This is a genomic window from Pseudomonas sp. B21-012, assembly GCF_024749305.1.
Classification (GTDB): domain Bacteria; phylum Pseudomonadota; class Gammaproteobacteria; order Pseudomonadales; family Pseudomonadaceae; genus Aquipseudomonas.
On record NZ_CP087197.1, the window covers coordinates 4,143,405 to 4,166,233 of the forward strand.

Consider the following 22,829-nt stretch of genomic DNA (forward strand, 5'->3'; position numbering starts at 1 on the left):
AAACCGAACCTATCATATCCAAGATTCGTCACCAGCTTAAGGCCCAAGGCGCAAATGAAACGATCTGCTTTCTTTATCTCCGATGGCACCGGCATTACCGCCGAGACGCTGGGACAGAGTCTTCTAGCGCAGTTCGATACCATTGCGTTCAATAAATTCACGCGGCCGTACATCGACAGCGTGGAAAAAGCGCGGGTGATGGTACAACAAATCAATAGCGCCGCTGAGAAAGACGGTGTCCGTCCGATCATCTTCGACACCATCGTCAACCAGGATATCCGCGAGGTCCTCGCCACCTCCAATGGTTTCATGATCGACATCTTCTCGACCTTCCTGGCCCCGCTGGAACAGGAACTGACCGCCCATTCGTCCTATTCGGTGGGCAAATCCCACTCGATCGGCGGCAATTCCAACTATATGGAACGCATCGAGGCGGTCAACTTCGCCCTCGACAACGACGACGGCGCACGCACCCACTACTACGACAAGGCCGACTTGATCCTGGTAGGCGTGTCGCGTTGCGGCAAGACCCCGACCTGCCTGTACATGGCCATGCAATTTGGCATCCGCGCGGCCAACTACCCGCTGACCGAAGATGACATGGAGCGCCTGCAACTGCCCCAGGCCCTGAAAAACCACCAGCACAAGCTGTTCGGCCTGACCATCGACCCCGACCGCCTGACCGCCATCCGCCACGAGCGCAAGCCCAACAGCCGCTACGCAAGCTTTGCCCAGTGCGAGTTCGAGGTACGTGAAGTGGAGAACCTGTTCCGCCGCGAGAACATTGCGCACATCAACTCCACGCATTTCTCCGTGGAAGAGATTGCGGCGAAGATTCTGGTCGAGAAAGGTGTAGAGCGAAGGTTTAAGTAGGCTGCAAGCTGCAAGCTGCAAGCTTCAAGCGACAAGAAAAAGCAGGCGGCGCTGTTGGTGAGAAAGTTGTTAGCTTGCACGAGTAGCAAGCTGAAAGCTGCAAGCGGAAACAACGCATTCCACTTGCAGCTTGTAGCTTAAAGCTAGCCGCTTAAGACGGCATCACCGTGGCCTGACCACTCAGGGCCAGGTCCACCAGTTCGCGGTTGGCCACCGCGTACATGGCGTAGTCGGTGCCGGTAGCGGCACGCAGCTCGTCGAGCATGGCGCGCCAGCGCTCGACCATGACCCGGTGCTGATCCAGCCACAGGGCCACGCGGGCGTCCATGTCCTCGGGGGCGTCGATCATCTGCAGTACCGAGATGGTGATCGCCCGCTGCTGCAGGTCGATATCATCGCGGAAGGCTTCACGGGCCAGCGCCTGCCAGTTGTTTTCCACCGGCAGGTTGCTGATTTCCTGCAGGTACCAGGTCAGGTCCAGGGCGCTGCCAACGGCGAAGAAAGCCTTGGCCACTTCGGCCGGGTCCTGGCCGGTGACGTCGGAAGCCTCGATGATCGGCAACAGGGTGTACAGGTGCGTGGTGCCGGCCACCATGCGCGCCAGCAGCTCCGGCACGCCGGCTTCGACAAAGCCCTGGTAACGGGTCATCCAGCGCTCGCGGGTCGGCCCTTCCAGCAGCTCGTCAAGCTTGAGCCCCAAAGCAGCGATCTTCGGTCCGAAGTGCGCCACGTCACGCCCGGCATCCTGCTCGTTACGACGGCTGCGCAGGAACCAGCGGGTCGCACGGCGGCCCAGACGCATCAGCTCGTCCATCAGGGTCAGCTGGATTTCAGCCGGGACCTGGTAGTCCAGCGCCTCGATCTGACGAAACCAGTGCGGCAGGTGGAAGATGTCGCGCACGATCACGTAGGCGCCAGCGACGTTCGCCGGGCTCATGCCGGTGGACTCTTTCAGGCGCTGAACGAAGGTGATGCCCATGTTGTTGACCAGATCGTTGGCGATCTGGGTGCTGACGATCTCGCGTTTCAGGCGATGGCGGCGCATGGCTTCGGCGAACTTGCTCACCAGCGACGGCGGGAACGCGGTTTCCATGTCGCGGGTCAGGTAGTCATCGTCCGGCACCAGCGACTTGAGCAGCTGCTCCTTGAGGTCGATCTTGCTGTACGAGATCAGCACCGACAGCTCGGCACGGGTCAGGCCCTGGCCGGCGGCCAGGCGCTCGGCCAGTTGCTCTTCGGTCGGCAGGAACTCGATGGCGCGGTCCAGCTTGCCACGGCCTTCAAGGTCGGCCATCAGGCGCTTGTATTCAGCGATGCGCTCCTTGGCCCGACGCGCAGCCAGCGACAACGCCTGGGTCTGCTTGTAGTTGTTGCCCAGCACCAGGCCGGCCACTTCGTCGGTCATGCTGCCCAGCAGCTGGTTGCGCTGCTTCTCGGTCATGTCGCCAGCCTGCACCACTTCGTTGAGCAGGATCTTGATGTTGACCTCGTGGTCGGAGCAGTCCACGCCACCGGCGTTGTCGATGAAGTCGGTGTTGGTGGCGCCGCCGTTCAAGCCGAACTCGACCCGGCCCAGCTGGGTCATGCCAAGGTTGCCGCCCTCGCCCACCACCTTGCAGCGCAGCTCGTTGCCGTCCACGCGCAGGGCGTCGTTGGCCTTGTCGCCGACGTCAGCGTGGCTTTCCTCACTGGACTTGACGTAGGTGCCGATACCGCCGTTCCACAGCAGGTCGACCGGCGCCTTGAGCAGTGCGTTGAGCAGCTCGGTCGGGGTCAGCTTGTCGGCTTCGATGGCGAAGCGCTCTTTCATCTGCGCGGTGATCGCGATGCTTTTCGCACTGCGCGGGAAGATCCCGCCGCCTTCGGACATGATGCTGGTGTCGTAGTCGCTCCAGGCCGAACGCGGCAGGTCGAACAGGCGCTGGCGCTCGGCGAAGCTGCTGGCCGGCTCCGGGTTCGGGTCGATGAAGATGTGCAGGTGGTTGAACGCCGCCACCAGTTGCAGCTTGTCGGACATCAGCAGGCCGTTGCCGAACACGTCACCGGCCATGTCGCCGACGCCGACCACGGTGATCGAGTCTTCCTGGACGTTGATGCCGCGCTCGCGGAAGTGCCGCTGCACGCCAACCCAGGCGCCACGGGCGGTAATGCCCATTTTCTTGTGGTCGTAACCGGCCGAGCCACCGGAGGCGAACGCATCGCCGAGCCAGAAGCCGTAGTCGATGGCAATGCCGTTGGCGATATCGGAGAAGGTCGCGGTGCCTTTGTCGGCAGCCACCACCAGGTACGGGTCATCGTCGTCATGCCGGACGACGTTGGCCGGCGGCACCAGGGCGCCGTCCTTGAGGTTGTCGGTGATGTCCAGCAGGCCGGAAATAAAGATCCGGTAGCAGGCGATGCCTTCGGCCTGGATATCGTCGCGGCTGCCGCCCAGCGGCAGGCGACGCGGCAGGAAACCGCCCTTGGCGCCGACCGGCACGATCACCGAGTTCTTCACCTGCTGGGCTTTTACCAGGCCCAGCACTTCGGTGCGGAAGTCTTCTTCACGGTCCGACCAGCGCAGGCCGCCGCGGGCGACGTTGCCAAAGCGCAAGTGCACACCCTCGACCCGTGGCGAGTAGACGAAGATCTCGAACTTCGGCACCGGCTTGGGCAGCTCGGGGATCAGTTTGGGGTTGAACTTGAAGCTGAAGTACGACTTGTTATGGCCCTGGGCATCGGTCTGGTAGAAGTTGGTGCGCAGGGTGGCCTTGATCAGGTCCAGGTAGCGACGCAGGATGCGGTCTTCGTTGAGCACCTGGACGTCATCCAGGGCGGTGAGGATCGCCTGTTCCAGACGCTGCTGCTTGTCGTCGAGGTCTTCGCTGGTGAGCTTGCGCGCCAGGTAGAAGCGGGTCTTGAACAACCGGGTCAGCTCGCGGGCGATGTCGGTGTGGTTGTTCAGGGTGCTGGCGATGTAACCGAGGTCGAAGCCCAGGCGGATCTGCTTGAGGTAGCGGGCGTAGGCACGCAGCAGCGCCACGTCGCGCCATGGCAGGCCGGCGGTCAGCACCAGGCGGTTGAAGGCGTCGTTCTCGGCATCGCCATTGACGATGTGCACGAAAGCATCCTGCAGGGTGTCGTTGAGCTGCTGGATGTCGAGGTTCAGGCCTTCGGCGGCGGTAAAGGCAAAGTCATGAATCCAGTACTCGCGGCCATTGGCATGGCGCAGGCGGTAGGGGAACTCGCCGAGCACGCGCAGGCCGAGGTTTTCCAGAATCGGCAGCACATCTGAAAGCGCCAGCGGTGTATCGGCGTGGTACAGCTTGCAGTGCAGCTGCTGTTTGCCGGCCTGGGTCAGCGGCTGGTAGAAGCTCATGACCAGCGGCTTGCGCTCGGACAGGGTCAGCAGGTGCTGCATGTCGACCACCGCCGAATGGGCGGCGAAACGCTCGCGGTAACCGGCCGGGAAGCCTTTCGGGAAATCGGCCAGGACGTTGGTGCCCTGGGCTTCGCCGAAGCTTTCGACGGTCAGGCTGGCGTAGTCGTCCTGCCACGAACGGCAGGCCTGGATCACTTCGTTTTCCAGTTGCTGCGGGTCGATGTCGATGCGGTTTTTCGGGTCGACGCGCAAAATCAATTGCACGCGGGCCAGCACCGACTCGGAGAAGAAGGTCCAGAACTCGCAGTCGCTGGCCTTGAGGCGCTCCATCAGCACCTGCTGGATCTTCTGCCGCACTTCGGTGGAGTAGATATCACGCGGCACGTAGGCCAGGCAGTAGCAGAAGCGGCCGTACGGGTCCTTGCGCAGGAACACGCGGATCTTGTTGCGCTCCTGGATCTGCACGATCGACATGACGGTGCTGAACAGCTCGTCGACCGGGGTCTGGAACAGGTCGTCGCGCGGCAGCACTTCCAGGACCTGCGCCAGCTCCTTGCCCAGGTGGGCCTTGGGGTCGAAGTGCGAGCGGCGCTCGACTTCGGCGACCTTGCCACGGATGTAGGGGATCGCGCGCACGCTCTCGCCGTACACCGAGGAGGTGTACAGGCCCATGAAGCGGCATTCCTTGATGACCTTGCCGTCGGCGTCCAGCTGGCGGATCGACACGTAGTCCGGGTAGGCCGGACGGTGCACGCGGCTTGGGTGCGCGGCCTTGGCGAAGGACAGCAGCAGCGGCTCTTGCAGGTAATTGACGGCGTAGTCTTCGATGCGCAGGTCTTCGGCGGTGAGACCGACGCGCAGCATGCGGGTCAAGCCGAGGAACGACTGCTCGTCGTATTGCAGCTGGCCGCCCTGGGCGTCGCCATGGACGACGAATTCTTCGTAGCCGAGGAAGGTGAAGTGGTTGCCCAGCAGCCACTCGAGGAACGCCTTGACCTCGGCCTTTTCATTTTGTGCCGGGGCGTAGGCGGTTTGTTCAACCAGCGCCACGACCTCGCGCAGCTTGGCTTTCATCGGCTCGAAATCGGCGACGGCGACACGCACTTCAGCCAGCACCTGCTCAAGCTCGCGGGTCAGCAGGTTGAGTTCGGCGGTGTTGGCGCAGCGGTCGATTTCCAGGTACATCAGCGATTCTTGCAGCACGCCTTCGCCCTGGGTGCCCTTGGGCAGGATTTCCAGCAGCTCGCCTTTCGGCCCGCGACGCACGCTCAGTACGGTGGTCTGCAGGGTGTGGATGCTGTAGCCGCGACGGTTGAGCTCGGTGCGTACCGAGTCGACCAGAAATGGCAGGTCATGGTGCAGGACTTCGACCGCGGTGTGGGTCGACTGCCATCCATGACGCTCGTAATCGGGGTTGTAGACGCGAACCTGAGGCTGGGAGTGATCGAAACGCTCGATGATGCGCCACGCAGAGAGGGTGCAACCGGCCAGGTCCGACATACGGCGCTGGGTGAGTTCGTCCAGAGAGATGATGCCGAAGAACTGCTCGGCGAACAGCGCCACTTGTGGCAGTGCCTGTTCGCTGATGTGCTGCGCCAGGGCCGCTTGCAGTTGATGCTGGAAGTCGGCTTTGCTGGCTGCGGTGAAAAACGCCATCTGTGGTACTCCGCTTGGGCTTTATTATTGAGTGAAGCGTCGCGCGCGTCCGCCATTTACGGATCAACGATAGCCAACCCGCAGCAGGAGGACGGTAAAACCATAGAAACAGGCGCTCAAGGTGACCCGCAAGTCACATCTTCCCGCTCCACGGATGGGCATCTGCAAAAACGACTGCCAGCGCGGCTGTGTCTTTACGGGTGTCCATCGACAGCGCAGCTTAACGAGTGCCCGCCCGCCCCTGCTTGCGGTGCTGCGACATATTCGGTCATTGAGGTGCAACCGTACGTTTATCCACAGGCCGAAGACTGGCAGAATCGTGTTTCAACTTATTGATCGAGCCGCTCATGCAATTCAAGACCGCCCTGCTCTTCGCCACACCCTGCGATGATGAAGAAGACAACATGGCCACCCTGTGCTGCCACAGCGACAAGGGCCAGATGTTCCTCATGACGCGCTATCCGGACGAAGACACGGTGGACATCACCCTGGATGACGAGCCAAGCACCCTCGACGGCCTCAAGGTCAGCCTCAGCGTCGAGCGTTTGCTGATCGAAGTGGCGCCAGGCGATGCCGATGTGTTCAAAGGCGACGATCACCTGGAGATTACCCTGATCTCCGACGGCACCGACCTCGCCGAAGTCGAAGAAACCCTGCAGAACATCCTCAAGGGCACCGGCACCTACGTCAGCGAGCTGTAATCGCCCACGCGGTTTCTTGACAAGGAACCGCTGCAAAAGGCATTGTCTGACAACCTGATTAATGAGCCACCCCTCATGCTTGAGCTTCAGCGCCCCGACACCCTGGTCGAACGGGTTGTCGGCGCCATCCGCGCAGAAATCGATTCCGGTCGCCTGGCGGCCGAATCGCGCCTGCCCACCGAACAGCAACTGGCCGAGCAATTGAACGTCAGCCGCTCGGTGGTACGCGAGGCAGTGGCCCAGCTCAAGGCGGACGGGGTGCTGATCGCCCGCCGCGGCCTGGGTTCGTACATTTCGCAAACCCCGACCGGCACGGTATTCCGCTTCCCTGCTGCGCAAGGCCGCAGCCCGGACCTGGTGCAGATGTTCGAAGTGCGCCTGTGGATCGAGACCCAGGCCGCCTCGGTAGCCGCCCAGCGCCGCGACGCCGCTGACCTGGCGCGCATGGGCAAGGCCCTGCAGGAGATGCTCGACAAGCGCAGCGAGTTTGCCGTGGCCGCCGCTGCCGACGTGGAGTTTCATCGGGCCATCGCCGAGGCCAGCAAGAACGATTATTTCGTCGCTTTCCATGATTTTCTGCGTGGCCAGCTGGCCGCAGCCCGTCGCACCGCCTGGGAAAACTCCGCAGCGCATTCGGTCGGCGGTTCGGCCGATGCCCATCGCGAGCATCAGGCGCTGTACCAGGCCATCGCCGATGGCGACCGGCTGGGCGCCGCAGCCTGCGCCGAAGCGCACCTGCGGGCCTCGGCCAAACGCCTGAAACTGGACCTGCCGAGTATCGACTGAACACCCTATAGAACGGGCGCTGCGGCATGGCGCCCTTTTGTTTGACCTACTTAGTCTGACAACCTGATAAGCAGACTCTCTGATAAGAACAAGCCAAGGTGACACCTGCATGATCTACGACTACTGCATCATCGGCGGCGGCATCGTCGGCCTCGCCACCGCCATGGCGCTGCTGGAACGCCAACCGGGCGCCTCCTTGCTGATCCTGGAAAAGGAAAGCAGCCTGGCCAAGCACCAGACCGGGCATAACAGCGGCGTGATTCACGCAGGCATCTACTACGCGCCGGGCAGTCTCAAGGCCGACCTGTGCAAGCGCGGCGCCCAGGCCACCAAAGCGTTCTGCAGCGAGCACCAGATCAAGTTCGAAGTCTGCGGCAAGTTGCTGGTGGCCTCGACGCCGCTGGAAGTCGAGCGCATGCGTGCCCTGTACGAGCGCTCGCAGCAGAACGGCCTGAAGGTCGAACAGCTGGATGCCAAGGAGCTGCAACGCCGCGAGCCGAATATCGTCGGCCTCGGCGGCCTGTTCCTCGATGCCACCGGCATTGTCGACTACCAGCAGGTCTGCGAAGCCATGGCCCGGGTCATCCAGCGATTCGGCGGCGAAGTGCAGCTGCAAACCACCGTGCGCGCGATTGTCGAAACCGCCGACAAGGTCACCATCAGCAGCGACGACAAGGTCTGGAGCGCCCGCCAGCTGGTGGCCTGTGCCGGCCTGCAATCGGACCGCCTGGCAACCATGGCCGGGGTCAAGATCGACCATCAGATCATCCCCTTCCGCGGCGAATACTTCCGCCTGCCTGCGGCCAAGAACGACATCGTCAACCACCTGATCTACCCGATTCCCGACCCGGAGCTGCCGTTTCTTGGCGTGCACCTGACGCGGATGATCGACGGCAGCGTTACCGTCGGGCCCAACGCCGTACTCGGCCTGGGCCGGGAAAACTACCGCAAGTTCTCGGTGAACTGGCGCGACGTGGCCGAATACGCGCGTTTTCCGGGGTTCTGGAAAACCATCTGGAACAACCTTGGTTCCGGCACCGCCGAGATGAAGAACTCGCTGTTCAAAGGCGGCTATCTGGAGCAATGCCGCAAGTACTGCCCGTCGCTGAATGTCGAAGACCTGCTGCCCTATGAGGCCGGCATCCGCGCCCAGGCGGTGATGCGCGACGGCACCCTGGTGCACGACTTCCTGTTCGCCGAGACGCCGCGCATGGTGCACGTCTGCAACGCGCCGTCGCCGGCGGCCACCTCAGCCATCCCGATCGGCCAGATGATCGCCGAAAGGATCTTCAAGGCCCGCTGAATCCTGCTGCACACCTAACTACAAAGACAAAAAAGGAACACCCCACATGTCAGTACATGAGGCGGCTGCGGCCGCGAGCGAAACCCCGGAACAAAAACGCAAACGCCTGCGCAAGGTCGCCGCCGCGACCATCTTCGGCTCGATGCTGGAGTGGTACGACTTCTACCTGTACGCGACCATGGCGGCGATCGTCTTCTCGAAGATCTTCTTCGACCCGAGCAACCCGGCGGTGGCGTCGCTGCTGGCGTTCTCCACCTTCGCCATCGGCTTTATCGCCCGCCCCTTCGGCGGCGTGCTGTTCGGCTACCTGGGCGACCGCTTCGGGCGCAAGCAGGTACTGGTCATCACCTTCTGTATGATGGGCGTGTGCACTACCCTGATCGGCCTGATCCCCAGCTACGCCTCGATCGGTATCTGGGCGCCGATCATCCTCGTGCTGGTACGCATCATTCAGGGCCTGGGTGCCGGTGCCGAGTTGTCTGGCGCGGCGGTGACCTCTTATGAACACGCCAGCGAAGGCAAGCGCGGCAGCCAGGGCGCCTGGCCGGCGCTGGGCCTGAACCTGGGCCTGCTGCTGTCGTCGCTGACCGTCTACCTGCTGACCATGAACGGCAACGAGTTCCTGCTCGCCGGCGGCTGGCGCATCCCGTTCATCTGCAGCATCGTGCTGGTCGGCGTCGGCCTGTGGGTGCGTAAAAGCATCCCGGAAACCCCGGACTTCAAAGAGCTCGACAAAACCCCGGCCAAGGACCAGGTTTCGCCGCTCAAGCTGCTGTTTCGCAACGACCTCAAGGGCCTGGCCGTGGTGTTCTTCGTGGCCATCGGCTACAACGCCCTGAGCTACATCTTCAAGACCTTCTCGCTGGCCTACCTGACCCAGTACAAAGGCGTTGAAGCCCATGTCACCTCGCTGTCGGTGACCATCGCCAGCCTGGTGGCGATTATCGCCGTGCCGTTCTTCGGCTGGCTGTGCGACAAATGGAGCAGCAAGACCGTGCTGATGCTTGGCGGGCTGTTCTCGGTGCTGTTCGCCTACCCGTTCCTGAGCCTGCTCAACACCGGCGAGCCGATGATGATCTACCTGGCGATTGCCATCGGTACCGGCATCCTCGCACCGATGATGTTTGCCCCGCAGGGCTCGTTCCTCAGCCGCCAGTTCCCGACCCAGACCCGCTCTTCGGGCTTTGGCACCGGGCGCGAGATCGGCACCGCCGTGGCCGGCGGTCTGGCACCGCTGGGCGGCCTGGCGCTGGTGGCCAACTCGGCGACCCACTCCACCGACGGCGTGGCGCTGATTCTGGTGGTGGCGGCGGTGTTCGTGGTGGTGTTTGCCCTGTGTGACCAGGGCCGCAAGCATTCCAGCTTCAAGAACTGACACCCCGGCTCCCACAGGGTCAGCGCGATCCCTGTGGGAGTTGGCGTTGCCGACGATGGGCTGCACAGCAGCCCCGACTTCACGATTTGAACAATTTTCCCTGCTGCCGTTAGTCGCAAGCCCCCGGATGGATTAAAGTATCAGCCCCCGCCCGGGCGCTTTTACGCCGCACGCCCTGGCTTTTTTCCAGGAACCGTCAACGATGGAACACCGTGAGGCGCTGATCGCGCTGCGCACCTTTCTTTCAACCCAGATCCTGGGCCAGGAAAAACTCGTCGAGCGCTTGCTCATCGTGCTCCTCGCCGACGGCCACATGCTGGTCGAAGGCGCCCCGGGCCTGGCCAAGACCAAGGCCATCAAGGAACTGGCCGAAGGCGTCGAAGCCGAGTTCCATCGTATCCAGTTCACCCCCGACCTGCTCCCGGCCGACATCACCGGCACCGAGATCTATCGCCCGGAAACCGGCAGCTTCGTGTTCCAGCAGGGGCCGATCTTCCACAACCTGGTATTGGCCGACGAAATCAACCGCGCCCCGGCCAAGGTTCAGTCGGCGCTGCTCGAGGCCATGGCCGAACGCCAGGTCAGTGTCGGGCGCAGTACCTACGAGCTGTCGCCGCTGTTCCTGGTGATGGCCACGCAGAACCCGATCGAACAGGAAGGCACCTACCCGCTGCCCGAAGCCCAGCTCGACCGCTTCCTCATGCACGTCAAGATTGGTTTTCCCGATGCCGCCGTCGAACGGCGCATCCTCCAGCAGGCCCGGGGCGAGGCGCTCAACGGCGAGACCAAGCCGGAACGACGGGTCAGCCAGCAGGCGATCTTTGCCGCGCGCAAGGAAATCCTCGGCCTGTACATGGCCGACGCGGTAGAGGAATACCTGGTGCAACTGGTGATGGCCACCCGCACCCCGGCCAAGTTCGACCTGGAGCTGGCCGACTGGATCGCCTACGGCGCCAGCCCGCGCGGCTCGATTGCCCTCGACCGCTGCGCGCGGGCTCATGCCTGGCTGGCCGGACGCGACTTCGTCAGCCCTGAAGACATCCAGGCGGTGCTGTTCGACGTACTGCGCCACCGCATCATTCTTTCCTTCGAGGCCGAGGCCGCCGGGATTGACCAGGACCGGGTGATCCAGCGCATCCTCGACGTCGTCGCCGTCGCCTGAACCCATGCCCAATCGCCTGCTGGCCGCGCCCGGAATCCGCATCAGCCTCGCCGAGCTGATCGAGATGCGCCATCGCGTGCGCGAAGTGCAGTTGTTCTCCCGGCCCGGCCAGCGCAGCCCGCTGGTCGGCCTGCACCACTCGAAACTGCGCGGACGCGGGGTCGACTTCGACCAGGTGCGGGTGTACCAGGCCGGCGACGATGTGCGCAACATCGACTGGCGGGTGACCGCGCGCACCCAGGAGCCGCATACCAAGCTGTTCCATGAGGAGCGTGAGCGGCCGATCTTCATCCTCGTCGAACAAAGCCAGCGTCTGTTCTTCGGTTCCGGGCTGATGTTCAAGTCGGTGCTCGCCGCCCAGGCCGCCGCCCTGATCGGCTGGGCTGCGCTGGGCCACAACGACCGCATTGGCGGCCTGGTGTTCGGCGACAACGAGCACTACGAAATCAAGCCACGGCGCAGCAAGCAGAGCCTGTTGCAGTTGCTCAACCGCCTGGCACGGGTCAACCAGTCGCTGCACACCGAAGCCGTGCCCCAGGCCGACAGCCTCGGTATCGCCCTGCGCCGCGCCCGCGAAGTGCTGCGCCCGGGCAGCCTGGCAATCATCATCTGCGACGAGCGGGCGCTGACGCCTGCGGTCGAGCAGCAATTGAGCCTGCTTTCGCGTCATTGCGACCTGCTGCTGTTGCCGCTGTCCGACCCGCTCGACCATGCCCTGCCGGCCGCCGGCCTGCTGCGCTTTGCCCAGCACGGTGCGCAACTGGAGCTCGACACCCTCGACCCGACCCTGCGCAAGAGCTACCGCCAGCAAAGCGAGGCGCGCATCGAACGCTGGGAGCTGCTGGCGCAAAAGCTGCGGGTGGTGCTGATGCCGCTGAGCACCCAGAGCGAGATGATCGAGCAACTGCGCGAGTACCTTAACGCGCAACGACCGGGGAAAACCTCGTGAACCCGCTCGATCAATTGCAGCCGCTGCTGGCCCCGGCGCCAATCGGCTGGTGGCCGCTGGCGCCAGGCTGGTGGGCACTGCTGTTGCTGCTGCCGCTGCTGGCCTGGGGCCTGTGGCGCCTGCGCCATTGGCGCCCGGGTAAAAAGCCCATCGTGCGCGCCGAACTGCCCCTGGACCCGGTACGCATCGAGGCCCTGGCCGAACTCGCGCGCCTGCCCAAACCCTACGACGGTGCCCCGGCCGGGGCCTGGCTGCAGCAGATCAACGCACTGCTCAAGCGCCTGTGCCGCAACCATTACCCGGGCAGCCACAGCCATACCCTCAACGGCCGCCAATGGCTGGCGTTTCTTGATAACCGCTGCCCGGCCGCCGGCCTGACCCGCTGGATGGTACTGGTCGAAGGCGCCTACAAGCCCGAATGCAAACTCGACGACAAAGCCATCAACGGCCTCAACCAGTCGGTCGAAACCTGGATCCGCAAACATGTTTGAACTGGCCTGGCCGTGGATCTTCGTGCTGCTGCCGCTGCCCTGGCTGGCGCGCCTGCTGCTGCCGGCCGCCGACAGCGGCGAGCCGGTGCTCAAGGTCAGTTTCCTCGATGAACTCGAAGGCCTGGCCGGGCGCCGCGCGCGCCTGAACCTGCCGACCTGGCGCCAGCAAGCGCCATTCGTGCTGGTGTGGCTGTTGCTGCTGTTTGCCGCCGCCCGCCCGCAGTGGCTGGGCGAACCGCTGCCGGTGGCCGCCAGTGGCCGCGACCTGCTGGTGGCGGTGGATGTTTCCGGCTCCATGGACTTTCCCGACATGCAGTGGCAAGGCGACGACGTCAGCCGCCTGACCCTGGTCAAGGCCCTGCTCGGCGACTTTCTCGAAGAGCGCCAGGGCGATCGCGTCGGCCTGATCCTGTTCGGCAGCCAGGCCTACCTGCAGGCACCGCTGACTTTCGACCGGCGCACCGTACGCACCTTCCTCGACGAAGCGCAGATCGGCATCGCCGGCAAGAACACTGCCATTGGCGATGCCATCGGCCTGGCGCTCAAGCGCCTGCGTCAGCGCCCGGCGCAGAGCCGGGTGCTGGTGCTGGTCACCGACGGCGCCAACAACGGCGGGCAGATCCACCCGCTGACCGCCGCGCGCCTGGCCGCCCAGGAAAACGTGCGCATCTACACCATCGGCATTGGTGCCGACCCGGAGCAGACCGGCACCGCCGGCTTGCTGGGCATCAACCCGAGCCTGGACCTGGACGAAGCCTCGCTCAAGGAAATCGCCGAGCTGACCGGCGGCAGCTACTTCCGCGCCCACGACGGTGAAGAACTGCAGGCCATCGGCGAGGCCCTCGACCGCCTCGAGCCGGTAGCCCAGCAGCCGACCCAGGCGCGCACCGCCGAGCCGCTGTACAGCTGGCCGCTGGCCTTGGCGCTGTTGCTCAGCGTGCTGCTGGTGGTCGAGCAGCAATGGCCCGACAACCTGTTGCAGCGCCTGCTGCGCCGCCCACGCTTTTTACAGCCGCACCCGGAATGGCGCCAGCGCCTGCAACGGCTGCGCTTGAGGAGGCGGCGATGAACGAACTGTGGCCGCAATGGCTACGCCCGCTGTGGCTGGTCGTCCTGCCGCTGCTGGCCTGGTTGCTGTGGAAGCTCTGGCATCGGCAAAAACGCGCCGGGCGCTGGCAGATGATCCTGCCCGCGGCCTTCCATGCCGTGCTGCTCGGTGGCGGCAACGGTCGCGACAGCAAACTGCCGTGGATCGCGTTGGGCCTGGCCTGGCTGATCACCGTGCTGGCCCTGGTGGGCCCAAGCTGGCAGCGCCTGGAGGACACCCGCCAGCGCCCGGCCGACCCGCTGGTGGTGCTGCTTGAGCTGACCCCGCAGATGCTTGCCGACGACGCCGCGCCAAACCGCCTGGAACAGGCCCGACGCAAGATCCTCGACCTGCTCGAGCACCGCCGCGACAGCCAGACCGCGATCATCGTCTACGCCGGCAGCGCGCACACCCTGGTGCCGCTGTCCGACGACCTGGCCACCAGCCGCAACCTGCTCGAAGCCCTGGACCCGGCGATCATGCCGCAAGCCGGCCAGCGCGCGGATCTTGCCGTGCGCAAGGGCCTGGCCCTGCTCGCCCAGGCAGGCATCGGCCAGGGCCGTCTGCTGTTGATCGGCTCATCGCTCGATGCCCAGGAGCGCCAGGGCATCGTCCAGGCGCTTGGCCGCCAGGGCCCAAGCCTGTTGATGCTGGGCGTCGGCAGCGCCGAGGGGGCGCCGGTCAGGCAGGCCAACGGCGAGTTCCTCAAGGACGATCAGGGCGGCATCCTCTTGCCGCGCCTCGACAGCGCCAGCCTCAAAGCCTTTGTCACCAGTACTGGCGGACGTTATCGCAGCGCCCGCATCGACGACCTCGACCTGCGCGGCCTGCGCCTGTTCGACAACCCGCGCAGCCTGCGAGACGATGGCCAGACCGTGCAGCTCGACAGCTGGGCCGACCAGGGCTACTGGCTGTTGCTGCCGCTGTTGCTGCTGGCCGCCTGCGCCGGCCGCCGTGGCTGGCTGTTCTGCCTGCCGTTGCTGCTGGCCCTGCCGCAACCAAGCTACGCCTTCGAGTTCAACGACCTGTGGCTGCGCCCCGACCAGCAAGGCCAGCGCCTGCTTGAGCAGCAGCGCCCGGCCGAAGCTGCGCGGCACTTCGAAGACCCGCAATGGAAAGGCCTGGCCTTGTATGAGGCCGGCGACTACAACGGCGCCGCGCGCCAGTTCGCCCAGGGCAACCGCGCCGCCGACCATTACAATCGCGGCAACGCCCTGGCCCGCAGCGGTGAACTGGAAGCCGCAGTGGATGCCTACGAGCAGGCTCTGGAGCGCCAGCCGGAACTGCAACCGGCGCTGGCCAACAAGGCCCTGGTCGAGCAATTGCTGCAACAACGCCAGGCCGAACAGACGCCTGAGCAGCCGCCCGAAGACAACCAGCAAAGCGACCCCACCAGCAGCAGCGACGCTGCCAGCAGCTCGCAGAACGCCCAGGACCAGGCCGCAGCAAAACCACCGCAAGAGGCCGATGAAGCGGGCAAACCTGCAGACAACGCCAACGAGCAGGCACAAAACCAGGCCAGCGGCGCGGACGACGAAGACACCACCCGCCCGCCCCAGCGCCCGACCGACAGCAGCCTTGATGCCGAACAGCGCCAGGCCCTGGAACAATGGCTGCGACAGATTCCGGACAACCCGGCCGAGCTGTTGCGGCGTAAATTCTGGTATGAACAGCAACAACATCAGGAAACCCATCGATGAGTCGCGTCTGCGTCCTGGTCTTCAGCCTCTTTATCGCCCTGCAGGTGCAGGCGGCGGCGCTGCTCGCCAGTGTCGACCGCACCCGCCTGAATGCCGGCGAAACCCTTGAGCTGACCCTCGAGACCCAGGATGTCACCCAATTCGGCAAGCCCGACCTGACGCCGCTCAATGCCATCTTCGAAGTGCGTGGCACCCGCCAGGTCAACAGCCTCAACAGCCTCGACGAGAACAGCGCCAACACCCGCTGGATCATCACCCTGTTGCCACGCCAGAGCGGCAGCGTGGAAATTCCCGCTCTGCAACTGGGCGAGGTGCGCAGCCAGCCGATCAGCCTGCAGATCCAGGCCAACGAGATCAGCAGCGAAAACCACGGGCCGGTGTTCATCGACGCCAGCCTCGACCAGCCCGAGGTTTACGTCCAGGCCCAGGCGGTGCTGACCCTGAGCATCTATCACTCGGTGCCGCTGTACGACGACAGCAGCCTCAGCCCGCTGCAGCTGGACAACGCCAGGGTCGAGCCGCTGGGTGAGTCGCGCACCTTCGAAAAAGTCATCGACGGTGTGCGCCACGGCGTGATCGAGATGCGCTATGCAATTTACCCGCAGCAAAGCGGCGACCTGAAAATCCCGGCCCTGACCTTCAGCGCCACCGCCGCGCAGAACGACGCCGAGCAGGAACTCAACACCCCGCGCGCCGGCAAGCAGGTGCAGGTCAGCTCGACGCCGCTGGTGCTGACGGTCGACCCGATCCCGGCCGATTACCCAGCCGATACGCCGTGGCTGCCGGCCAACAGCCTGACCCTGGAAGAACACTGGAGCCCGGACCCGGCCCAGCAACAGACGCAAATCGGCGACTCGCTGACCCGCACCGTGATCCTCCAGGCCGAGGGCTTGTCCAGCGCCCAGCTACCGCCGCTGCCCGGCACCGAAGTGAGCGGCCTGCGCCGCTACCCGGACCAGCCGCAACTGCGCAACCAGGTCAATGACCGCGGCCTGCTCGGGGTGCGTGAAGAGCGCGAAGCGCTGGTACCGACCCACGCCGGCAGGCTGGAACTGCCGAGCCAGGAAGTGGTCTGGTGGAACACCCGCGAAGATCATCTGGAGCGCAGCAACCTGCCGGCGCGCAGCCTGCAGATCGAGGACAACCCGGCGCTGAGCGCCGACAAGCCGGCCAGCGTCGACCCGGTCACGGTGCACACCTACCTGCTCTGGCCCTGGCAACTGAGTACCCTGGTGCTGGCCCTGACCACCCTGCTGGGCTTTGCCCTGTGGTGGCGGGCGCGCTCGCAACCGGCGGTGCTGCGCGCGGCGCAAAGCGGGCCGAGCCCGCGCACCCTGCTAGATGACCTCAAGCGCGCGTGCCAGGCCAACGACCCGCAAGCGACGCGCCAGGCCCTGGATGCCTGGGCGCGCCAGCAACCGGAAACCCTGGCCGAGATGGCCGCGCGTTTCGTGCCGCTGTCCGATGCCCTCGATGGCCTCAACGGCGCGCTGTACAGCGAAAGCGGGCAGTATTGGCAAGGCGAAGAATTATGGCGGGCCATCGGTACCATCCCGGCCGCCGAGCAGGTCCAGCCTGCACAAAGCGAGAACGGCAGCTTGCCGCCGCTGTACCCCAAATAACCTCAAGGCGTGACGCCCCGGGCGCCACGCCGGCACACTGCGGAACCCTTCATGCGTCTGTTTCACACCTCCGACTGGCACCTGGGTCAAACCCTGCACGGCCAGGAACGCGACTTCGAACACGCCTGCTTTCTCGAGTGGCTGCTCGGCCAGCTCAAGCTGCGCCAGCCCGATGCCCTGCTGATTGCCGGCGACATCTTCGACACCGTCAACCCGCCGGTCAAAGCCCAGGAACGGCTCTACGACTTCATCGTCCAGGCCCACGAACAGCAGCCCAAGCTGACCATCGTGATGATTGCCGGCAACCATGACTCCGGTTCGCGCATCGAGTTGCCGGCGCCGCTGATGCGCAGCTTGCGCACCCACGCCCTGGGCCGTGTGCAATGGCTGGATGAAGGCGAGCTGGACAGCGAACGCCTGCTGATTCCGCTGACCAACGCCAAGGGCAAGGTCGCCGCCTGGTGCCTGGCGCTGCCGTTTTTGCGCCCCGCAGAAGTCACCGGTGCCCACCTGGGCGATGACTACCTGCGCGGCATCGCCCAGGTCCACGAAAAACTTATCGCCGCCGCCCTGCAACGGCGCAAAAACGGCCAGGCGCTGATTGCCGTGAGCCATGCCCACATGGCCGGCGGCTCGATCTCGGAAGACTCCGAACGCAGCCTGATCATCGGCAACGCCGAAGCCTTGCCGGCGCGGCTGTTCGCCCCGGAGATCAGCTACGTCGCCCTCGGCCACCTGCACAAACCGCAGAAGGTCAACCGCGAAGAGCGCATCCGCTACAGCGGCTCGCCGATCCCGCTGTCGTTCTCGGAAATCGGCTATCAGCATCAGGTCCTGGAAATCGAACTGGACGGCGCCAAGCTTGCCAGCGTCGAATCGCGCCTGGTGCCGCGCGCTGTGCACCTGCAACGCCTGGGCCCGGCGCCGCTGGCCGAGGTGCTGGAGCAACTGGCCGAACTGCCGGTGGTCGACCTGCTCGACGACCCGCAGCGCCAACCCTGGCTGGAGATCCGCGTACGCCTGGACGAACCCCTGCCCGACCTGCGCGCGCAACTTGAAGGCGCCCTGCACGGCAAGGCCGTGCGCCTGGTGCGCATCGCCGCCGAGTATGCCGGCAACGGCCGCAGCGCAGAGGACAGCAGCGCCGACCTGCTGGAACTCGGCCAACTGACCCCGCACGAGCTGTTCAGCCGCGCCTGGGAGCAGGCCTACGGCAACGCCGTCGATGAACAGACCCTGGCCGACTTTGCCCTGTTGCTGCAGGACGTCCAGCAGGAGCAAGAACAGCCATGAAGATTCTCGCCATCCGCCTGAAGAACCTGGCCTCCCTGGAAGGCCCGATCGAGATCGACTTCAGCGCCGAGCCGCTGGCCAGCGCCGGCCTGTTCGCCATTACCGGGCCCACCGGCGCCGGCAAGAGCACCCTGCTCGACGCCCTGTGCCTGGCGCTGTTCGGCGCGGTGCCGCGGCTGAGCAACATCGGCCGCGAAACCAAGTTGCCGGAAGTCGACAGCGACATCCTTACCAGCGACCCGCGCACCCTGCTGCGTCGGGGTTCGGGCAGCGGCTTTGCCGAGGTGGATTTCGTCGGCATCGACAGTCGTCGCTACCGCGCCCGCTGGGAAACCAACCGCGCCCGCGACAAGGCCAACGGCAAGCTGCAAGGCAGCCGCCAGAGCCTGCATGACCTGGACAGCGAACAACTGCTGAGCAACCAGAGCAAGGCCGAATACAAGCAACTGATCGAGTCGCGCCTGGGACTTAATTTCGAGCAGTTCACCCGCGCGGTGATGCTCGCCCAGAGCGAGTTCAGCGCCTTCCTCAAGGCCGATGACAAAGAGCGCAGCGAGCTGCTGGAAAAGCTCACCAACACGGCGATCTACAGCCAGTTGGGGCGCCGCGCCTACAGCAAGAGCAAAGAAGCCGAAGAGGCGCACAAAGCCCTGCAGGACCAGGCCAGCGGTGTGCTGCCCATGGCCGCCGAGGCTCGCGCCGAACTGGACCTGCACTACACCCAAGCGCTCGACGGGTTCAAGGCCGAACAGGCGCAACTGCGCCTGCTCGAACAGCAACGCAGCTGGCTCAGCGAGCTGCTGCAAGTGCAAGAGCAAGTGCAGGCCGCCAGCGCGCAACTGCATAGCGCCCAACACCACCACGACAGCCTGCACGGTGAGCGGCTGAAGCTTGCGCGCCTGGAACAGTTGGCACCGCAGCGTCACCAGTTCGCCCGCCAGCAGGCGCTCAATGCCCAGCTCAGCCCGCTGGCCGCGAGTATCGCCGCGCAGCGCCAGCAACATGAGCAGTTGCATAGCCGTCAGCAGCAACTGCAGGACGAACAGGCCAAGGCCCGCGAAGCCCTGGGCCTGGCCCTGGCGCAACAAAGCGACAGCGCACCAGCGCTACGCCAGGCCTTTGCCGAGCAAAACACCCTGACCCGCCTGCAGCAGGAGCTGACCAATAGCACAGCGCTCAAGCAGCAGGCCGAACAGGCCAGTGCCGAAGGCCAGCAACAGCTGCTGAGCCTCAATGAGCAGCAACGCCTGAGCGAACAACGCTTGCAGCAGATCGGCGCGCAGCTTGAGCAAAGCGTGGCGCTGGCTGGCTTGAGCGAAGCCTGGAATGCCTATCGCCACCGCCTGCAGCAACTGATGCAACTGGGCAACCGCTTAAACCAGGGCCGTGCCGAACTGCCGGGCCTGCAGCAACGCGCCAGCGAGGCGCACGCCCAGCTTGAAACGCAACGCGCCGCCCTGGCCCTGCTCTACCGCGAAGCCGAGGCCGAACCCGAGGCACTGGCCGAACAGATCGGCCTGCTTGGCGAGCTGTTGCAGAAAAACCGCCAGCAGCAACGCCAGGTCGAAGAACTGAGCCGGCTGTGGAGCAACCAGCAAGAGCTCGAACAGCGCCTGCAAGCCCTGCGCGAACGCCAGCAAGCTGCCCTGCAACAACGCGAACAGCTGATCAGCGAAGGCCTCAATGGCAAAAACCAGCTGACCGCCGCCGAACAGGCGCTGAACGTTACTCGCCAGTTGCTCGAACGCCAGCGCCTGGCCCGCAGCCAGAGCGTCGAAGAACTGCGCGCGCAATTGCAGGACGACCAGCCCTGCCCGGTCTGCGGTAGCCAGGAACACCCTTACCATCAGCCCGAAGCCCTGCTGCAAAGCCTCGGCCGCCACGACCAGAACGAAGAAGCCAATGCCCAGCAGGTGGTCGACGGGCTGAAGAAGCAACTCGATGAGCTGCGCACGCAACTGGGCGGGGTCAACGGCCAGATCAAGGAGTACCTGCACCAGCAGGAGCAACTGGGCAGCCAGCAACAGGCGCTGCTGCCCAGCCTCCAGGCGCACCCGCTGTACCCGTCGCTGGCCGCTCAGGACGCAAGCCAGCGCAGCACCTGGCTGGACTTGCAGGCACGCAACCTGAACCACGACATCGGTCGTGACGAGCAGCGCCAGAACGCCCTGCTGACCCTGCAAAAAGACGCCAGCCGCCTGCAACAGCAGTTGCAGGCAGCCCAAGAAGCCAGCCAACAGGCCAGCCAGCACCTGAGCCAGCAGCAAACAGCGCTGGCCAGTGACGAAGAACGCCTGGAACAGGAACTGGGCAGCTTCGCCAGCCTGTTGCCCGCTGACATCCTCAACGACCTGCGCCAGGAGCCGGCCGCCGCCTTCATGCGCCTGGACCAGCAACTGGCCCTGCGCCTGGACCTTTTGCAACGGCAAAAGGACGAGCAGCAGGAACATGCCGAGCGCCAGCAGAGCCTGGACAAAGCCCAGCTGCAGCAACAGGCGCGGGTACAAAAACACGAAGAGCTGCAACAACAGTGCACTGAGCTGGAACACCAGCATCAAAGTAGCCGCGACAGCCTCACCGCCCTGCTCGGCGAACAGGCCAGCGCCGAACACTGGCAGCAGCATCTGGAACAGGCCGTGGAGCACGCACGCCAGGCTGAAACCCAGGCGCTGCAACAACTGCAGCAAACCCAGGCGCAACTGATCGAATTGGCCGCCGAGCTCAAGGCCAAAGACGAACGCCTGAGCAACCTGGAACAGGAACACAACGAGGTTCGCGCGCAGATCGAACAATGGCGCCAGGGCCACCCGGAACTGGACGACAGTGGCCTGGAGCAATTGCTGGCACTGGACGACAACGCCGTAGCGCAGCTGCGTCAGGGTCTGCAGGACGCCGAAAAAGCCATCGAACAGGCCCGCACCCTGCTGCAGGAGCGCCAGCAGCGCCTGGACCAGCATCAGGCCCAGGGCAACGCCGAGCTCACCCGCGAAGCCCTGGAGCAGGTAATCGACAGCCTGCAGCTACAGCTGGCGGCCAGCGAACAGACCTGCGCCGAACTGCGTGCCGCCCAGGCTGAAGACCAGCGCCGGCAACTGGCGCACCAGGCCCTGGCCGAACGGATCGCCAGCGCCTACGGCGAATGGCAGCGCTGGGCGCGGCTCAACGCCCTGATCGGCTCGGCCACCGGCGACACCTTCCGCAAGATCGCCCAGGGCTACAACCTCGACCTGCTGGTGCACCACGCCAACGCCCAGTTGCGCCAGCTGGCCAGGCGCTACCGGCTCAAGCGCGGTGGCAGCCTGCTCGGTTTGCTGGTGCTGGACACGGAAATGGGCGACGAGCTGCGCTCGGTGCATTCGCTGTCGGGCGGTGAAACCTTCCTGGTCTCGCTGGCCCTGGCCCTGGGCCTGGCATCGATGGCCTCGAGCACCTTGCGCATCGAGTCGCTGTTCATCGACGAAGGCTTCGGCAGCCTCGATCCGGAGTCGCTGCAACTGGCCATGGACGCCCTCGACGGCCTGCAGGCCCAGGGCCGCAAGGTCGCGGTGATCTCCCACGTACAGGAGATGCACGAGCGTATCCCGGTGCAGATCCAGGTGCGCCGCCAGGGCAACGGCCTGAGCACGGTGGAGGTCAGCGGATGATCCTCTACTCGTTCCGCCGCTGCCCGTGGGCCATGCGCGCGCGCCTGGCGCTGCGCTATGCCGAGTGTCCGGTAGAGATTCGCGAAGTCAGCCTCAAGGCCAAGCCGGCCGAACTACTGGCACTGTCGCCCAAGGGCACGGTGCCGGTGTTGAGTGCAGACGGCCTGGTGCTGGAGGAAAGCCTGGAGATCATGCGCTGGGCCCTGGCCCGGCATGATCCGCAAGACTGGCAACTGGCGGCCGACCCGCGGGCGGCGCAGGCCGCCGATGCGCTGATCGAGCGCAATGATCGCCAGTTCAAGGTGCAGGTCAATCTGTACAAGTACGCTGAACGCTACCCGCAGCACTCGCGTGAGGAGTACCGGGCACAGGCTGAACCCTGGCTGGCCGAGCTGAATGAGCGACTGGCGCACCAGGCCTACCTGTTCGCTGACCATCCAAGCCTGGCGGATGCGGCGTTGCTGCCATTGATGCGCCAGTTCGCCGGGGTCGAGCCTGAATGGTTTGCCCAGGCGCCCTACCCGCACTTGCGGGCGTGGCTGCAGGGTTGGCTGGAGTCGGCGCTGTTCAAGGCGATCATGGCGCGCTAGTGCTGCGACTTGTGGTCCAGCGCGGCGTAGAAGTTGGCGCTTTGTTGCAGGTACTTCTGGGTGTAGCTCTGGGTCGACGATTTGCGCTCGCTGAGCTCGACATGGGCGTTGGCCGGCAGGACCACCGAAGCAGAAATGGCGGAAGCGGCGATGACCGGGAAAAGGTTGAAGTTCATGGCGCTGACCCTCGAAGTCTGTGGTTTGAAGTGGCCGTCTGGGGCCGTGGTTCAAACTTA

16 protein-coding genes are annotated in these 22,829 nt (G+C 64.8%); 14 read left to right on the plus strand and 2 right to left on the minus strand.

The features are described from left to right. Positions 1-54 precede the first annotated feature (54 nt). The gene (locus LOY37_RS18820; protein ID WP_195884706.1) at positions 55-873 is read left to right on the plus strand and encodes a pyruvate, water dikinase regulatory protein; all 819 of its coding nucleotides are present in this window, start codon (positions 55-57) and stop codon (positions 871-873) included. 151 nt (positions 874-1,024) lie between these two features. Here the strand turns inward: LOY37_RS18820 and LOY37_RS18825 are convergent, their stop codons facing one another. Next, complete coding sequence (locus LOY37_RS18825) at positions 1,025-5,890, minus strand: NAD-glutamate dehydrogenase (RefSeq protein ID WP_258715497.1); 4,866 nt, start codon at positions 5,888-5,890, stop codon at positions 1,025-1,027. A 347-nt stretch (positions 5,891-6,237) separates the two neighbouring features. Here LOY37_RS18825 and LOY37_RS18830 point away from each other — a divergent pair, with 347 nt between their 5' ends. The 13 genes from LOY37_RS18830 to LOY37_RS18890 all read left to right on the plus strand — a co-directional run bounded on the left by LOY37_RS18830 (position 6,238) and on the right by LOY37_RS18890 (position 22,593). Then, positions 6,238-6,591 carry a hypothetical protein gene (locus LOY37_RS18830; RefSeq protein ID WP_258715498.1) on the plus strand — a complete coding sequence of 118 codons (354 nt, stop codon included), beginning with the start codon at positions 6,238-6,240 and terminating at the stop codon, positions 6,589-6,591. 75 nt (positions 6,592-6,666) lie between these two features. Further along, entirely contained in the window at positions 6,667-7,377 is a 711-nt protein-coding gene (locus tag LOY37_RS18835) for a FadR/GntR family transcriptional regulator (RefSeq protein WP_045195031.1), read from the plus strand. Positions 7,378-7,486: 109 nt separating this feature from the next. Then, positions 7,487-8,680, plus strand: coding sequence for an L-2-hydroxyglutarate oxidase (gene lhgO, locus LOY37_RS18840; RefSeq protein WP_195884709.1), 1,194 nt, complete (start codon positions 7,487-7,489; stop codon positions 8,678-8,680). Positions 8,681-8,726: 46 nt separating this feature from the next. After that, entirely contained in the window at positions 8,727-10,055 is a 1,329-nt protein-coding gene (locus tag LOY37_RS18845; protein WP_045195035.1) for an MFS transporter, read from the plus strand. A gap of 202 nt (positions 10,056-10,257) precedes the next feature. Continuing rightward, positions 10,258-11,217, plus strand: a complete 960-nt coding sequence (locus LOY37_RS18850) for a MoxR family ATPase (protein WP_038994235.1) — start codon at positions 10,258-10,260, stop codon at positions 11,215-11,217. A gap of 4 nt (positions 11,218-11,221) precedes the next feature. Continuing rightward, the gene (locus LOY37_RS18855) at positions 11,222-12,166 is read left to right on the plus strand and encodes a DUF58 domain-containing protein (RefSeq protein WP_045195038.1); all 945 of its coding nucleotides are present in this window, start codon (positions 11,222-11,224) and stop codon (positions 12,164-12,166) included. Continuing rightward, the gene (locus LOY37_RS18860; protein ID WP_045195039.1) at positions 12,163-12,657 is read left to right on the plus strand and encodes a DUF4381 domain-containing protein; all 495 of its coding nucleotides are present in this window, start codon (positions 12,163-12,165) and stop codon (positions 12,655-12,657) included. The genes LOY37_RS18855 and LOY37_RS18860 overlap by 4 nt, the downstream gene beginning before the upstream one ends. Then, positions 12,650-13,726, plus strand: a complete 1,077-nt coding sequence (locus tag LOY37_RS18865) for a VWA domain-containing protein (protein ID WP_258715499.1) — start codon at positions 12,650-12,652, stop codon at positions 13,724-13,726. Before LOY37_RS18860 ends, LOY37_RS18865 begins: the two co-directional genes overlap by 8 nt. Continuing rightward, complete coding sequence (locus tag LOY37_RS18870; RefSeq protein WP_258715500.1) at positions 13,723-15,444, plus strand: tetratricopeptide repeat protein; 1,722 nt, start codon at positions 13,723-13,725, stop codon at positions 15,442-15,444. The genes LOY37_RS18865 and LOY37_RS18870 overlap by 4 nt, the downstream gene beginning before the upstream one ends. Beyond that, complete coding sequence (locus LOY37_RS18875; protein WP_258715501.1) at positions 15,441-17,066, plus strand: BatD family protein; 1,626 nt, start codon at positions 15,441-15,443, stop codon at positions 17,064-17,066. Before LOY37_RS18870 ends, LOY37_RS18875 begins: the two co-directional genes overlap by 4 nt. 51 nt (positions 17,067-17,117) lie before the next feature. Then, complete coding sequence (locus LOY37_RS18880; protein WP_258715502.1) at positions 17,118-18,359, plus strand: exonuclease SbcCD subunit D C-terminal domain-containing protein; 1,242 nt, start codon at positions 17,118-17,120, stop codon at positions 18,357-18,359. Beyond that, positions 18,356-22,003 (plus strand): AAA family ATPase, encoded by a 3,648-nt coding sequence (locus tag LOY37_RS18885; RefSeq protein WP_258715503.1) that lies wholly within the window; start codon positions 18,356-18,358, stop codon positions 22,001-22,003. Before LOY37_RS18880 ends, LOY37_RS18885 begins: the two co-directional genes overlap by 4 nt. Next, the gene (locus LOY37_RS18890) at positions 22,000-22,593 is read left to right on the plus strand and encodes a glutathione S-transferase (RefSeq protein ID WP_258715504.1); all 594 of its coding nucleotides are present in this window, start codon (positions 22,000-22,002) and stop codon (positions 22,591-22,593) included. Before LOY37_RS18885 ends, LOY37_RS18890 begins: the two co-directional genes overlap by 4 nt. Here LOY37_RS18890 and LOY37_RS18895 read toward each other — a convergent pair. Next, complete coding sequence (locus tag LOY37_RS18895) at positions 22,590-22,769, minus strand: hypothetical protein (RefSeq protein WP_010223291.1); 180 nt, start codon at positions 22,767-22,769, stop codon at positions 22,590-22,592. The genes LOY37_RS18890 and LOY37_RS18895 overlap by 4 nt on opposite strands. Positions 22,770-22,829 lie beyond the last annotated feature (60 nt).